The sequence below is a fragment of the Streptococcus parasanguinis genome (genome assembly GCF_000963275.1).
GTDB classification, from domain to species: Bacteria; Bacillota; Bacilli; order Lactobacillales; family Streptococcaceae; genus Streptococcus; species Streptococcus parasanguinis_B.
This window is the reverse complement of sequence record NZ_JYOW01000001.1, coordinates 1001985-1017254: the sequence shown is the minus strand read 5'-3', so window position 1 is coordinate 1017254 and position 15270 is coordinate 1001985. Positions and strand designations below refer to the sequence as shown.

The 15270-nt window shown below is 43.5% G+C and carries 13 protein-coding genes; 8 read left to right on the top strand and 5 right to left on the bottom strand.

The genetic code is table 11. The annotated features are described in order from the left end of the window. Positions 1–9 precede the first annotated feature (9 nt). The 3 genes from TZ97_RS05060 to TZ97_RS05050 all read left to right on the top strand — a co-directional run bounded on the left by TZ97_RS05060 (position 10) and on the right by TZ97_RS05050 (position 3428). Positions 10–1386 carry an ABC transporter permease gene (locus TZ97_RS05060; RefSeq protein ID WP_045759610.1) on the top strand — a complete coding sequence of 459 codons (1377 nt, stop codon included), beginning with the start codon at positions 10–12 and terminating at the stop codon, positions 1384–1386. Between the two features lie 72 nt (positions 1387–1458). After that, positions 1459–2112 (top strand): response regulator transcription factor, encoded by a 654-nt coding sequence (locus tag TZ97_RS05055; protein ID WP_045759609.1) that lies wholly within the window; start codon positions 1459–1461, stop codon positions 2110–2112. Next, the gene (locus TZ97_RS05050) at positions 2109–3428 is read left to right on the top strand and encodes a sensor histidine kinase (RefSeq protein WP_045759608.1); all 1320 of its coding nucleotides are present in this window, start codon (positions 2109–2111) and stop codon (positions 3426–3428) included. The genes TZ97_RS05055 and TZ97_RS05050 overlap by 4 nt, the downstream gene beginning before the upstream one ends. A gap of 48 nt (positions 3429–3476) precedes the next feature. On the opposite strand, the gene TZ97_RS05045 is transcribed toward TZ97_RS05050, so the two are convergent. Continuing rightward, positions 3477–4166 (bottom strand): ABC transporter ATP-binding protein, encoded by a 690-nt coding sequence (locus tag TZ97_RS05045; protein ID WP_045759607.1) that lies wholly within the window; start codon positions 4164–4166, stop codon positions 3477–3479. A 1-nt stretch (position 4167) separates the two neighbouring features. Then, positions 4168–5271 (bottom strand): ABC transporter permease, encoded by a 1104-nt coding sequence (locus TZ97_RS05040; protein WP_045759606.1) that lies wholly within the window; start codon positions 5269–5271, stop codon positions 4168–4170. A gap of 514 nt (positions 5272–5785) precedes the next feature. Here TZ97_RS05040 and TZ97_RS05035 point away from each other — a divergent pair. From TZ97_RS05035 to TZ97_RS05025, 3 genes are all read left to right on the top strand, one after another. Then, on the top strand, positions 5786–6727 hold the full coding sequence (locus TZ97_RS05035; protein ID WP_045759605.1) for an N-acetylmuramoyl-L-alanine amidase family protein: 942 nt from the start codon (positions 5786–5788) through the stop codon (positions 6725–6727). A gap of 385 nt (positions 6728–7112) precedes the next feature. Further along, complete coding sequence (locus TZ97_RS05030; RefSeq protein WP_045759604.1) at positions 7113–8057, top strand: N-acetylmuramoyl-L-alanine amidase family protein; 945 nt, start codon at positions 7113–7115, stop codon at positions 8055–8057. Between the two features lie 181 nt (positions 8058–8238). After that, a complete protein-coding gene (locus tag TZ97_RS05025) occupies positions 8239–8709 on the top strand; it encodes a hypothetical protein (RefSeq protein WP_045760195.1) in 471 nt (156 codons plus the stop codon). A gap of 109 nt (positions 8710–8818) precedes the next feature. Here the strand turns inward: TZ97_RS05025 and birA are convergent, their stop codons facing one another. From birA to TZ97_RS05010, 3 genes are all read right to left on the bottom strand, one after another. Continuing rightward, complete coding sequence (birA, locus tag TZ97_RS05020) at positions 8819–9754, bottom strand: bifunctional biotin--[acetyl-CoA-carboxylase] ligase/biotin operon repressor BirA (protein WP_045759603.1); 936 nt, start codon at positions 9752–9754, stop codon at positions 8819–8821. 8 nt (positions 9755–9762) lie between these two features. Next, entirely contained in the window at positions 9763–10770 is a 1008-nt protein-coding gene (locus tag TZ97_RS05015) for a LacI family DNA-binding transcriptional regulator (RefSeq protein WP_045759602.1), read from the bottom strand. A gap of 67 nt (positions 10771–10837) precedes the next feature. After that, the gene (locus TZ97_RS05010; protein WP_045759601.1) at positions 10838–11671 is read right to left on the bottom strand and encodes an AraC family transcriptional regulator; all 834 of its coding nucleotides are present in this window, start codon (positions 11669–11671) and stop codon (positions 10838–10840) included. A 161-nt stretch (positions 11672–11832) separates the two neighbouring features. On the opposite strand from TZ97_RS05010, the gene TZ97_RS05005 reads away from it, so the two are divergent. Together TZ97_RS05005 and TZ97_RS05000 are read left to right on the top strand one after the other, a co-directional pair. Next, positions 11833–13995 carry an alpha-galactosidase gene (locus tag TZ97_RS05005; RefSeq protein WP_045759600.1) on the top strand — a complete coding sequence of 721 codons (2163 nt, stop codon included), beginning with the start codon at positions 11833–11835 and terminating at the stop codon, positions 13993–13995. Positions 13996–14009: 14 nt separating this feature from the next. Further along, positions 14010–15269: an extracellular solute-binding protein gene (locus tag TZ97_RS05000; protein WP_003007827.1), complete on the top strand. Its 1260-nt coding sequence runs from the start codon at positions 14010–14012 to the stop codon at positions 15267–15269. Position 15270 lies beyond the last annotated feature (1 nt).

Below are 15270 nucleotides of genomic sequence, written 5' to 3'. Positions count from 1 at the left end.
GGGAATGCTATGTTGCGCAATGCTTTTGCTTATATTACACGTAAATGGCCCAAGTCTCTCTTACTCTTTGCCATTATTCTCCTCATGGGGACCTTGAGCTTGATCGGACTCTCTATGAAGGGAGCCACACAAAAAGCTTCATCGGAAAGCCTGGGATCCATCACCAATAGCTTCTCCATGCAGATCAACAGACGGACCAATCCGGGGACCCCTCGGGGAGCTGGGAATCTCAGAGGAGAAGATATCGAAAAAATCAGCCAGGTAGAGGGGATCACCTCCTCCATCAAGCGGATCAATGCCATCGCAGATATCCTAGACCACGAGATCATTGAGACTGAAGAAACCCTGCAAAACCAGTCTCCAGAGCGGGCAAAATACTTCAAGAATACCTTGATGGTGACGGGGGTCAATGACTCTTCAAAAGAAGATAAATTTGTCTCTGGAGCCTACAAGCTGGTCCAAGGGGAGCATCTGACAGACAAGGATAAAAACCAAATCCTCATGCATGAAGATTTGGCGAAAAAGAATGGTCTTAAGGTGGGCGATAAGGTGCGTCTCAAGTCCAATCTCTACGATGCTGACAATGAAAAAGGGGCCAATGAAACCGTCGAAGTGACCATTAAAGGTCTGTTCTCAGGGAAGAACCAAGCTCCTCTAACTTACGCCCAAGAGTTGTACGAAGATACCCTCATCTCTGACCTGGATACAGCTGCCAAACTCTATGGCAATACTGTCCAAACAGCTACCTATGAGGATGCGACCTTCTTTGCCAAGGGGGATCAGGACCTCGATGCCTTGATCGAAAAAATCAAAGCCTTGGATATCCCATGGAATTACTTTGACTTGGTTAAGAGTTCTTCCAACTACCCGGCCTTGCAAAAATCCATCAGCAGCATGTTCCAAGTGGCGGACTACTTGTTTATAGGTAGCCTCGTATTTGCTAGCTTGCTTCTCTCCCTTCTCCTCGTCTTGTGGCTCAATGCCCGTCGCAGAGAAGTTGGGATCTTGCTGGCTTTGGGACTCTCCAAGGTACAGATTGCGGGACAATTCGTGGCAGAATTGGTCATGATTTCCATCCCAGCCTTCCTCCTCTCCTATGGAGTTGCAGGACTTCTTGCCAAAACAGTCGGAGATACGGTACTCAAGAACGTAACCAGTGGCATTGCCAAACAAATGGCTCAAGAATCCTCTGCAGCCAACCTTGGTGGAGGAGCTGAGGCAGAAAGCTTCAGTAAGACCCTGACAGACCTCCATATGGACATCCAACCGAGTCAATTGTTGGTAATTGTTTTGGTTGGCGGCCTCCTCTTGATTCTGGTATCCATCCTTTCTTCTCAATGGCTCTTGCATAAGAAACCAAAAGATCTCTTGGTGGATGTCGAATAAGAGATTGTTTCCTAAAATAGAAATAGGGTATAATAGGAGGTAGAAGAAGTTTCTTAGATAAAAGGAAAGTGTATGAAGATACTAATCGTAGAAGATGAAGTCCTGATTCGCGAAGGGATGAGCGACTATCTCATGGAATGTGGTTATGAGGTCTTTGAAGCAGGTGATGGGCAGGAGGCCTTGGACCTCTTTCACAGAGAAGCGCCAGATCTGGTCTTGCTGGATATCCAGCTCCCTATCCTCAATGGCTTGGAAGTGCTCAAGAACATCCGGAAGACCAGCTCGGTGCCTGTCCTCATGCTGACGGCCTTCCATGACGAGGACTATAAGTTGACGGCCTTTGGAGAGTTGGCAGATGGCTACCTGGAAAAACCCTTCTCCTTGTCACTTTTAAAGGTCCGTATCGAAGCTATTTTTAAAAAGCTCCAGCCTTCCCGGGTCTTCACCTATGGAGAGGCACGGGTGGATTTTGAGAGCTACACAGCCAGCCTAGCTGGGCAAGCCATCTCCATGAATGCCAAGGAGTTGGAAATCTTGGAATACTTGCACCAGCATGAGGGCAAGGCCCGGACCCGCTCTCAGATCCTCGATGCCGTCTGGAAGGAGACAGAGGAGATTCCTTTTGACCGGGTGATTGATGTCTATATCAAGGAACTACGAAAAAAACTAGAGCTGGACTGTATCGTTACGGTACGCAATGTCGGCTATAAATTGGAGAGACCATGACCAAACGGAGTATCTTTGCAAAGATCTTTCTGATCACCTTTGCCCTTTTCAGTAGCTTAGTCATCCTTCTACACGCTTCGGTTTACTTTATTTTCCCGTCGACCTATATCGAGTCTCAGCGCCAGACGATTTTGAAGAAATCACAGGCCTTGGCCAAGAGTTTCCAAGGTCAGGAAGAAGGAACCATTGAGTCCGTCATCGATCTTTATTCCAAGACCAATGATATCAAGGTCTCGATTAAGGGCAAGGAAAAACAAAATGCCCTAGAGGTCAAGGATGACTTGCTCCTGAACCCTAACAGCCAGAACAATTCCTTGGTCATTGAAGAGCGAAAGATTGAGACCAAAGAGGGGAAGGACTTGACCTTGCAATTCTTAGCAACTGTCGATTCCCAAAAGGAAGCGCGGGACATCAGTCTGGGCTTTCTTCCCTATAGTCTTCTCGCTTCCTTTGTTCTGTCACTGATTGCCTCCTATCTCTATGCACGCATGATTTCTGCTCCGATCCTTGAAATCAAGCAGATGACCAAGCGGATGAAACGGCTGGATCGGACAGCCAGTCTCCCCATCCATTCGCAGGATGAGATCGGCGTTCTCAAGCAACAGATCAACGACCTCTATCACCATCTTTTAGAGGTGATCGACAATCTAGAGCAGCAGAAACAGGAAAATCTGAAGTTGGAGCAGATGAAGGTGGAATTCCTACGTGGGGCTTCGCATGAGCTCAAGACGCCTCTGGCCAGCTTGAAGATTATCCTAGAAAATATGCGGGATAAGATCGGCCGCTACAAGGACCGGGACCGCTACCTGGCGGTCTCCCTCGATATCGTCGATGAGATGAACCAGATCGTCCTGGAAATCCTTTCCCTGTCTTCTGTCCAAGAATTGGCCGGAGACAAGGAGTGGATCCAGCTGGATCAGGTCTTAGAGCAGATCCTCGACCAGTACAAGGTCTTGGCTCAATCCCGCGCGCTCACGATTGACAATCAAATCCCTGACAAAGCAGTTTATATGGACCCAGCCATTCTGAAATTGGTCCTCTCAAATGTCATCAGTAATGCCGTTAAGCATTCGGATGCCGGTGGAAAGATCCAGCTCCGTCTCGAAGAAGAAGTGACGCACTTGGCTGTTGAAAATACCAGTCAAGAAATGGTAGAGACCGCTGAGATGCCAATGACTGCTAGCCGCCAGAAGAAGGAAGGTGGCTTGGGGCTCTTTGTGGTCCAACACTTGCTGGACCATGAAGAACTGGCCTATCAATTTGATAAAACGGCTATGGGCTTACGCTTCCGTATGGAACTGCCTAAAGATCCGTAAGAATAAAAAACTAGCGAACAAGAAAAATGCTTGTTCGCTAGTTTGTATTTAATCAAGCTTTTCGACCTTTATCAATTGGCCATGTTTTAATTCATAAATAGTATCTACATAGGTCAGGATGGAGCGGTCATGGGTCACCATGATGGCGCTCTTGTTTTTGGATTTGACTTCTTTCCGGATCAATTGGGCGATTTCTTGCCCTCGATCTGGGTCTAGGCTAGCGGTTGGCTCATCAGCTAAAATGACCTGCGGATTTCCGATAAAGGCCCGAGCGATGGCTACCCGTTGTTTTTGCCCACCAGACATCTGATTCGGGTATTGGTGGTAACAAGCTTCGATGCCCAGATCTGCCAACAAGGCTTTGACTTCTTCTTGGCGTTTTTTCTTGTCCCTTTCCCCCTTCAATTTGGCCACCAGTTCTAACTGGTCACCGATTTTCATATAGGAGAGGAGCTGGTGATCTTGAAAGATAAAGCCGAGCAATTCCAGGCGTTTTTGCGTCCACTGGCCTTGGTTGAGGCCAGTCAAGTCTTGGCCAGCGATAGAAATCCGCCCCTCGTCCGCTGATAAGAGTAAGCCAGCGATAGCTAAGAGGGTGGATTTACCAGATCCTGAAGGGCCCAAGATCGCGACAAATTCGTTGGGTTCGACGCTTAATTCTAGCTGGTTGAGGACATGGTGCATCTGGCTGCCATCGGCGTAGGATTTTCTGATATTTTCTAATGCGATAATGGCCATCTTATTCTCCATTTCCACCAATGACTTCGATTGGATCTACTTTTTTGATTTTGACAAGGGACAAGGCACCACACAAAATAGAGGTCAGGATAAAGCTAACCGAGATGGTGAGGTTGTCTTTCAGGGTCATAAAGGAAGGGACGCTATTGGGTAAAAATGGCGCCATCATAGTTGCCAAACCAAGCCCCAGCAGTACTCCGATGAGGGAGATGATGGTGAGCTGGGATAGCTGGACATAGGTAATCTGGCTCATGGACATGCCAATGGCCTTCAAGACGCCGAACTGTTTCAACTTCTGCAGGGTCAGGATATAGAAGAAGACCCCAAGGATAGCAGAGGAAGCGAGTAGCAGCACCCACGTGATCATCCGTAGCGTCAGGTTTTGAGCCTTGTAGCCAGGGATTTTATCGATCACTTGCTTCTTATCCGCCACCATTAAGTTACTGGATAGATCGTTAGAAGTGATGCTCTTCTTGGTCACAAGGGTTTGGGCTTGCCATTGATAGCTTGGATCTGTTTTTTGTCGCATGCCTGTGTAGGTCTCCGAGCTGATAAAGCCAATCTCGCTATAGCCGTATTTGGCATTTTTTGCAAAGGCCACGACCTTGAGTTTTTGCTTAGAAGTTTTATCGATCACTTGATCGCCGACTTGGATCCCCTCATCCTCTTTGAAAGAATGGTCCAGAATGATCTCGTTTTTCTTTAAGTCGGAGATCTTGATGTCTATATCTTCCATGATTGGATTGAGGATTTCTTCTTCGTTGTGGTCGGTCGCGAAGTAGGTGATGTCCAAAGTGTTGGAATCCTCTGATTTTGAGACGGTTGCCCGCTGGATAGACAAGCCAGAATAGTCCATCCCTTCTATCTTTTGGACCTCATCTAAATCCTTAGCCGTAATGGTTGAAAAGGGGACAATCCCTTCTGAATCTGTCGAAAGGATGTAGTGCAAGGCCCCATAGTTATCGATTTGGGCGGATACCGAACGGGCCAGTCCATTTGTCAGACCGGACAAGAACACCACCATAAACATGAGGATGGTAATGAGGAGTTCAATCAGGATAAACTTCTTGGGCTGGTATTTAATTTCATTCCATGCAATTTTCATATTCGTTCTCCTTTTAGCACGGAGGTACTAAAGTAGCTTGGCACCTAAACATACTCTACCATCATACCACAAGTAGGGGGATAATAGGGGGATGATGTTTGGTAGAGTATGAAGGAATCAAAAATTATTGAATGATAAATAATGAAATTATATTTTTCTAAAAAAAGAAACGTTTTCCGGAAAGTTAAGAGTTTGCTCTGATGAATATTCAAGACTTAATTTAAGATTTTTAAAATTTTGTTATTTTTCAAATTACTGGTTTTAGGGGATTTCGCAATCGATAAATAAACAATTGATAGATGAGTCACATTGTATTTGACATTAAATGGACATTGGCAATGTTTTGGAAGAAAATAAGTAGAGGAGTAAGTGACTCTGTTGTTATAAGAAAAATGTGAGGATTCTTTTAGTTTGTCCTTAAATTTAGCTCTCCTTATAGCCACACATCATTTGATTTAGAGAAATAAACATGCTACAATGAAAGCGTATACAAAAATATAAGGAGGACATGAAAATGAAAAAAACAACTAAGTTTTTGCTAGGTGGAGTATTAGGAATATTGCTTTTAATTCCAGTATCTCAAGCTAAGGCTGATTGGCATCAAGATAATGTTGGTTGGTGGTATTCACTAAATAATGGTTCTTATTATAAAAACACAGAAGCTAAAATAAACGGGAAGTGGTATAAATTTGATGACAGAGGTTATATGATGACCGGCTGGCAGCTAATATGGGAGCGTAATGATAGTAGGTGGGGGATAATAAAAAACTGGTCTTATTTTGATCCAGTAAATGGTGATCAAAAGATTGGCTGGCAAAATATAGATGGAAAGTGGTATTACCTTACTAGAGATGGGGCACTTATGGGTAAACAATATATAGATGGAAAACATTATTATTTTGACCCAGTTAATGCTGATATGAAAACTGGTTGGATTTCCAAACAAGAGAATTCAGATACAAATTGGTATTATTATGACCCCGTAAGTGGAGCATTAGTAAAGGGTTGGCAAAATATAGACGGTAAATGGTATTACTTTCAACATAGTGCGTTAAAAGGTTCCCAGAATTTAGATGGAAAAAATTATTATTTCGACCCGGTTAACTGCGATATGCAAACGGGTTGGGTAACCAGAGAAAAGGCCTCTGCTACAAGAAAATATTATTACGACCTAGAAAGTGGGGAACAGCTATCAGGTTGGCAAGACATAGATGGGAAAAGGTATTACTTTGGTGAGTATGGGGCATCCAGTGGTCGTATATATATAGAAGGAAAACAATATTATTTTGATTCAGATACTTGTGAATTGAAAATAGGATGGTTAGAGTTAGGTAAATATAAATATTATGCAGATCCAAATGATGGTGGTGCATTTGCATCAAATAAAACTTTAATAATAGACGGTGTTTCATACACATTCGATTATGGAGGTACTCTTATTAACAATGTACCTTAATTGATCAGCACCTTGAAAGTTAGATTTTTTTCTAACTGTCAAGGTGTTTTTAACTATGATGATAAAGAATTTTATAATATAACCAGAGTGAGTTATTAGGTAGCTAATAAGCTTCATTTATAATCATTGATAAAGTCAGTTGCTAAAATTTTAATAATAGAGCAGGTTATTTCTTTAATTACTTTTTGGTCCACTTTTAGATAATATCTTATATGATTTTATCTAAAAGTAGATACTGATAGCCTTTTAAAGGACAAATAAAAAGAGAGTGACTTTATATTTGAATTCGTTGACAGTGACCTCTTTATATCCACACATTATTTGATTTAGAGAAATAAACATGCTACAATGAAAACGTATCCAAAAATATAAGGAGGAAATAAAAATGAAAAAAGCAACGAAGTTTTTGCTAAGTGCTGTATTAGGTATATTACTTTTAACCCCAATATCTCAAGTTAAGGCTGATTGGCATCGAGATAATGTTGGTTGGTGGTATCAAACATATTATGGTTCCTATTATAAAGATACCGAAGCTCAGATTAACGGGAAGTGGTATAAATTTGATGAAAGAGGTTATATGATGACCGGCTGGTATCTACGTGAGGGTAGGTATGTTAATGGGGATATATACAAAAACTGGTCTTATTTTGATCCAGTGAATGGGGATAAAAAACTTGGATGGCAAAACATAGATGGGAAATGGTATTACCTTACGACAGATGGGGCACGTATGGGTGAACAAAATTTAGATGGAAAACTTTATTATTTTGATCCAGTTAATTGTGATATGAAAACTGGTTGGATATCTAATCCAGGATATTCTGGTACGGAATGGAATTATTACGACCCTGTAAGCGGAGAAAAAGCTACCGGTTGGAGAAATATAGATGGGAAATGGTATTACTTTCTCCATCATGCGTTAAAAGGTTTCCAAAAGATAGGTGATAAAAGTTATTATTTCGATCCAGTTAATTCCGATATGAAAACGGGCTGGATATCTAAACAAGGACAGCGTGGTCTAGAGTGGTATTATTACGACCCAGAAAGTGGAGCACAAGTGTCAGGTTGGCAAACTATAGATGGGAAAACGTATTGCTTTGACGAATTTGGTAAGGCGCTTGCAGGTCATTGGATATTAGATGAGGGCAAACATTATTATTTTGACCCAGTTAATTGTGATTTAAAAACAGGCTGGCTTGAGTTAGACGGAACAAGATATTATGCAGATCCTAACGACGGTGGTGCATTTGCAATGAATAAAACTTTAATTATAGACGGTGTTTCTTATACATTCAGTAGTGGCGGCTCTGTTATCAATAATGAGCCTTAATTGATTAAAACCTCAAAAGTTGGATATTTCTAACTTTTGGGGTGTTTTTAATTATAATAGTAACGAACCACCCTCGAGGTGGTTTGTTCTATACTAGACATACATTGAAGCGGAGCTAGAAAAGAAGTGAGGAAAGGAGGATGTCTGTGCTAAAAAAGGATTGATCTTTCTATTATTAGGAATGACTGTGTTAGTAGCTTGGCTTCTCTTTGTTCCGGATGAACAACCAGCTCCAAATTTTTCATCTAAAAATAAAATTGAATTGCTGGCAAGAATACTTGATCATCGTAATGCCAATACCATTAGAGAAGCTGGCTATGGGATTTCTTCAGACGCAGAGATCAGACGTGTGGGTGGCATAGACCAACTGGAAATGGATGGGGATTTGAAATGGATGGTACGAGTTCCTAGTCCAGATGATAATAAAATCTTGATTACCTATTCAACGATCATTGAGGGTGAAAAAATAGATGCAGCCTTTTCATTAGATAAAGAGTGGGGATTACTACATGCTAGTTATTTTCATACGGAGAAAGATGGGACCACTAAACGAGTTGAGGTCAGTGATTCTCAGCAAACAGAGCTCCTAGAAAAAGTACAAACAGAATTAAATCGCTTTGAAGAAAAAATGGAGCAAGAGCTAAAGCCGTAACTAGTTTAGATATCTTAGAATAGATAAAGCTTCCCAAGTCTTTGAGCAGAAGGAGATTTCAAAATGGATCAAAAAAACCACCTTCGGGTGGCTTTTTCTATACTTCATTTCACCATTTCGTCAAGGAGATTTCGCCACTATTGAGCCAGATATCTTCTTGATTTTCTAATTGGACCAAGAGTTGGCCAGTATCAGAGATATCTTTGGCGATGCCCTGATAGGTCTGTTGGTTCTGCTCAAAAGTGACAGTTCGTCCTAGGACCAGAGAGCGCTCTTTGTAGAGGTAGACCAGTTCATCGACATCTGTTTGGAAGAATTCCTTCCAGATCTCACTGATGAGGTCATTGCGAGTGATGGGACAAGGCCCTTCAAATAAGGAACCAGCCTTGCTTTCTAGCTCTTCTGGAAAAGTAGGGATGGCTAAATTGAGACCGACTCCGATAATGACATCCGTGACGAGACCAGTCTCGATGGACGTGATAGCTTCGGTGAGGATTCCCCCAATTTTTTTATGGCGGTAGTAAATATCATTGACCCACTTGATATCAATATCGATCAGGGTCAGGTTTTTAGTAGCCTTGTAGATGGCTCCAGCGACCATGAGGGTATATGGGGGGAGCTCCTCAGGTGGCAGTTGAGGCTTGAGATGAAGGGACATGTAGATGCCCCCTTGATCGGGGCAGTAGTAGTCACGACCAAAGCGGCCCTTTCCAGCGGATTGCGAATTGGCTAGGTAGAGCGCCTTGCCTTCTTGATGGGTTTCTATGCCTAATTTTGCGTCCAATTGAGTAGAACTACATTGTTCGTTTAAGGACACGGTCAATTGGGTATTTTTTGCGATCACTTCAGGAAGTAGAATATCGCCTGAGACCAGTTTGTAGCCCTTCTTTTTGAGGGATTCGATGACGACCCCATCTTTTTCTAGACGTTGGATGGCCTTCCAGATGGAGGTGCGGGAAACACCTAGTTCTTTTGCCAGTTGCTCCCCGTTGACATAATCATCTGCCTGAGAAAGGGTTTGAAAGAGGATTTCGTGTGTTTTCATGGGACCTCCTAGCGACTGCTGTCTCGAATCGTCAGTTTGGTGGCTAATTTAACCATATAGGGAACACTTGGTTGAGCCCCTTGAAAGGTTTGCCGTAGCATTTGAATGGCTTGTTTACCCATTTCTTCTGTATAGACGGTTACTGTAGAGAGAGCAGGAAAGACGTACTTAGCAATCGATGTATCATTGAAGGAAATGATGCTGACACGATCGGGCACGGATATTTGGTGTTCCTGAAGGGCTCGAAGGGCCCCGACAGCCAAGGCATCACTGGCCATGAAAAAGGCAGTTGGCAAATCTTCCCCCAAGTCTTGAATCAGCTGCTCCATCATCTGATAGCCTGACTCAGTTGAGAAATGGCCAACAGAGACAAAGCGCTCCTCATAAAGTCCTTTCTCTGTGAGATACTGTTGAAAGGTTCGTTGACGGGGATCCATCTGAAGCGGTGTCGCATCTGCGGTTTCTTCCTGACCGACCAAGAGTCCGATCTCCTTATGGCCATGCTCAAGGAAATGCTCGAGAGCGGTGATGACAGAGTCTTCTAGATCGGTCGTCACACAAGAATGCCCCAGATAGAGGGTATTGCTATCGACAAAGATCAGGGGTTTGCTGTAGCTTTCTAGATCTAGAATGGTCTTAGGACTGAATTTCCCAAGAGCGATAATGCCGTCTGCCTCTTGAATCAAGGACCAATCGTCATTATTAAAGATACGAAAGATCTCATAGCCTAATTCCTGGGCTTGTTTTTCTAACCCCATCCGAATGGCATAGTAGTAGAGGTCATCTAATTCTTCTTCGCGCGTGTACCATTCAAAAATGACGATTTTATGAAAATCCTCAACTGGTTGAGGCGCTGTTTTGCGGCTCTTCTTTTGGTAATGCAGGTCCTCAGCGATGCGAAGAATCCGACTGCGCGTGTCTTCCCCAACTGATAAGGTTGCATCCTGGTTGAGGACGCGAGAGACCGTTGCCTGAGAAACGCCTGCTTTTTCCGCAATGTCTTTAATCGTTGCCATAGTTCATCCTTTATTGATTTCTACTTCCAGTATACTCTAAAAACTAGTAAAAAGAAATAAAATTTTACTAAATTTTATGTTTGCTGCGATATTGGCTAGGAGTCAGTTGGCTATAGGCCTTAAAAGCCTTTGAAAAATAAAGGGGGTCTGAAAAGCCAACCGAGTAAGCTACAATCTTAATGCTTTCGTCCGTATTGGTCAGTAACTGTTGGGCACGCTGCATGCGGACTGAGTGCAAGAATTCCTTGGGAGAGATCTGGTGAAACTCCTTAAAAACAGTTGTCAGATAGGAGCGATGGACATTGAGGTCATCAGCGATCTCTTGAATACTCAAGTGCTCTTTATTGTAATGCGTCTCAATCACATGCTTGCAGGTCAGATAGAGCTGATAGGTCGGAGATGGATCGCTCTGGTGGCTATCAGGAGCCACTTCACTGATAAGAAATAGCAGGTCATAGATCTGAGAGAGAAGGTGGAGTTGGTAGTGTGAAGTCATCTTTGAAGCCTCTGCCTTATGAACCAGTTGCTCCATAAACAGCCCGATCCGCTCTGTGTCCACCTCATTCTTCTTTAAAAAGCTTTTTTCATGTAAGGTTGAAAAGCGCATGAAATCACTTACCTTGGTGCCACTGATGCCAATCCAGTAATAGGACCAAGGTTCTTCTGCATCTGCCTGGTAGTAGGTCACCTTATTTTTTGAAAGAAGAAAGAGATCTCCAGCTTCTAAGTGGATTTCTTTTTTTTCAAAGTGAAAGACACCTTTTCCCTTTGTTATAAAATGCAGTACAAAATTGTCTCGAACGCTAGGACCAAATTCATAATTCTTTGGGCAATCTTCGTAACCATAAAAATCAAGGGCTAGATCAATGGTGTCGGTCTGGTATTCAGAAAAAACTAACATGGTTGAATCTCCTACCTAACATTTTACCATATATGTCCAACAAAATTCTATTTTCGGAAGCGTTTACATCACGTAAAATAAAGACATGTAAAAAAAGAAAGATATTGGAACTGAATTTAAAAATACATAGTGATATTTTATAGGATCCAATGGAGGAAGATATGGCAATTCGTATCGAACAAAATTTGTTCTATGTAGAAAGTAAGGGACTGAGCCTGATCCTTGAAAATCGAGATGGCTACCTGATGCTTAAGCATCTGGGGCGTCCGATCCCGTCTTATCATTTTTCCAATACCGTGCATGAGAAGGACCATGCTTTCTCAGGAAATCCAACACCTGACAATCGAACCTTCAGCTTGGATACCCAGCGTCAAATCCTAGGACAGCACGGGCTTGGAGATTTCCGAAAGCCGTCTATTCAAATCCAGCACAGTGCCACAGAGGTGACGGATTTCCTCTATGTCGGAGCCAATATCTACTCTGGTAGTGTCGAGGCGAATGGTCTTCCCAATCCCCATACAGTAGATAGCGCTGAAACCTTGGCCTTGGTCTTTGAAGATGATCAAGCGGCCCTGCGTTTGACCCTCTATTACACGGCTTACGAGGATCGAGCAACCATCACTAGCTTTTCAAAGATTGAAAACTGCAGTGATGAAACCGTCGTGATCCACAAGGCCTTCAGTGTGTTGGCCGATGTCCCAGCAGGTGACTACGATGTCATCACCCTTCAAGGGGCCTATGCGAGAGAAAAAACAGTCCGCCGCCATCAAGTAGAGCAAGGAATCTTCTCCATCAGCTCCAACCGTGGTGCTTCTGGACACGCCCAGACTCCAGCCCTCATTCTTGCTGAGCATGAAGTGACAGAAGATGCCGGTTTTGCCCTTGCCTTCCAACTGCTCTACAGTGGAAATTTTGAAGGATTTGTTCAAAAGAATCAACTCAATGAAGTTCGCGTTGGATTGGGAATCAATCCAGAAAACTTCTCCTGGGAGTTAGCGCCAAATCAGAGCTTTGATACGCCGGTGGCAATGATCAGCTACTCACATGAGGGATTGACCGGTCTTAGTCAAGAGAGCCAAGCATTTGTCCAAAACCATATCATTCCTAGCCAGTTTGCCCATAAAGAACGTCCAATTCTGATCAACAACTGGGAAGCAACCTACTTTGATTTCAAAAAAGACAAATTATTGGAGCTAGCAGACGAAGCTCAAAAAGTGGGAATCGAACTCTTTGTTCTTGATGATGGCTGGTTTGGCAATCGCTATGATGACAATCGGGCCCTTGGTGACTGGACTGTCAATGAAGAAAAATTAGGAGGAAGCCTTGCAGAACTGATCCAGGGCATCCACGGCAAGGGACTTCAATTTGGCCTTTGGGTGGAGCCAGAAATGATTTCTGTTGATAGCGACCTCTACCGGGCTCATCCGGACTGGGCTATTCAAGTCCCAGGCTATGAACACACCTATTCACGGAATCAACTGGTGCTCGATTTCTCCAATAAAGAAGTAGTGGCTTATATCAAGCAGGTCTTGGATGACTTACTTGGAAAGCATGAGATCGACTATATCAAATGGGATATGAACCGCAATATCACTAAACTTGGAAATGGTAAAACCTACCTTGAAACCAAGATGCAATCCCATGCTTATATCTTGGGCCTCTATGAAGTGGTTTCTTACTTAACAGAGAAGTACGAGAACATCCTCTTTGAGTCCTGCTCCGGAGGTGGTGGCCGCAATGACCTCGGTATGATGCGTTACTTCCCTCAGGTCTGGGCAAGTGACAATACGGATGCCATTGCCAGACTTCCGATCCAGTACGGTTCTAGCTACCTCTATCCTACCATTTCTATGGGGGCTCACGTTTCAGCGGTTCCAAATCACCAGATGGGACGGATGACACCACTTGAAACGCGTGGTCATGTAGCCATGATGGGAAATCTGGGCTATGAATTGGATCTAACCAGTCTTCCTCAAGAAGAGTTGGATCGGATCGCAGCTCAAGTCGCTCACTACAAAACGATTCGACCACTTGTTCAATTCGGAAAACACTACCGCTTGATCAATCCAAGCCAAGGTAGCAATCAAGCAGCCGTCCAGTTCACTTATCAAGACCGCACGGTTGTAACTTATGTACGGGTCTTATCAACGGTTGAGGAGATCGAGCCGACCCTGAAACTCAAAGGGTTGGAAGAAGATGCACTCTATCGCTTAGAAGGGACGGACCAAGACTATTCAGGAGCTGAGCTCATGTACGCCGGCTTAACCGTCGTTCTTCCTCAGGGAGATTTCCTCAGCAAACAATATGTTTTTGTCAAAAAATAAAAGGAGACAGCCAAATGAAATGGTATAAAAAAATCGGACTTCTTGCAACTACAGGCCTAGCCTTGTTTGGGCTCGGTGCTTGCTCCAACGATGGAAAATCTGCGGATGGCACAGTGACCATCGAGTATTTCAACCAGAAAAAAGAAATGACCAAAACCTTGGAAGAAATCGCGCGTGATTTTGAAAAGGAAAATCCAAAGGTCAAGGTCAAAGTTGTCAATGTACCAAACGCTGGTGAGGTGTTGAAGACACGTGTCCTCGCAGGAGATGTGCCAGATGTAGTCAATATTTACCCACAGTCCATCGAATTGCAAGAATGGGCGAAAGCGGGTGTCTTCGAAGATTTAAGCAATAAAGACTATCTCAAACGCGTGAAAAACGGCTACGCTGAAAAATATGCCGTAAATGGAAAAGTCTACAACGTTCCTTTCACAGCCAATGCTTACGGAATCTACTACAACAAAGATAAATTCGAAGAATTGGGCTTGAAGGTTCCTGAAACTTGGGACGAATTTGAACAGTTGGTAAAAGACATCGTTGCCAAAGGACAAACCCCATTTGGGATTGCAGGAGCAGAAGCTTGGACCCTCAATGGTTACAATCAATTGGCCTTTGCGACAGCAGCAGGTGGAGGAAAAGAAGCCAACCAATACCTTCGTTATTCACAGCCAAATTCCATTAAATTGTCTGATCCGATTATGAAAGATGACATCAAGGTCATGGATATCCTTCGCATTAAAGGTTCGAAGCAAAAGAACTGGGAAGGTGCAGGTTATACAGACGTTATCGGAGCCTTCGCGCGTGGGGATGTCCTCATGACACCAAATGGATCTTGGGCTATCACCGCGATCAATGAACAAAAACCGAAATTTAAGATTGGGACTTTCATGATTCCAGGGAAAGAAAAAGGACAAAGCTTAACCGTTGGTGCGGGAGACTTAGCATGGTCTATCTCAGCTACTACCAAACATCCAAAAGAAGCCAATGCCTTTGTGGAATACATGACCCGTCCAGAAGTCATGCAAAAGTACTATGATGTGGACGGATCTCCAACAGCGATCGAAGGGGTCAAACAAGCAGGAGAGGATTCACCGCTTGCTGGGATGACCAAATATGCCTTTACAGATCGTCACTTGGTGTGGTTGCAACAATACTGGACCAGTGAAGCAGACTTCCATACCTTGACGATGAACTATGTCTTGACAGGTGATAAACAAGGAATGGTCAATGATTTGAATGCCTTCTTTAACCCGATGAAAGCGGATGTGGATTAGG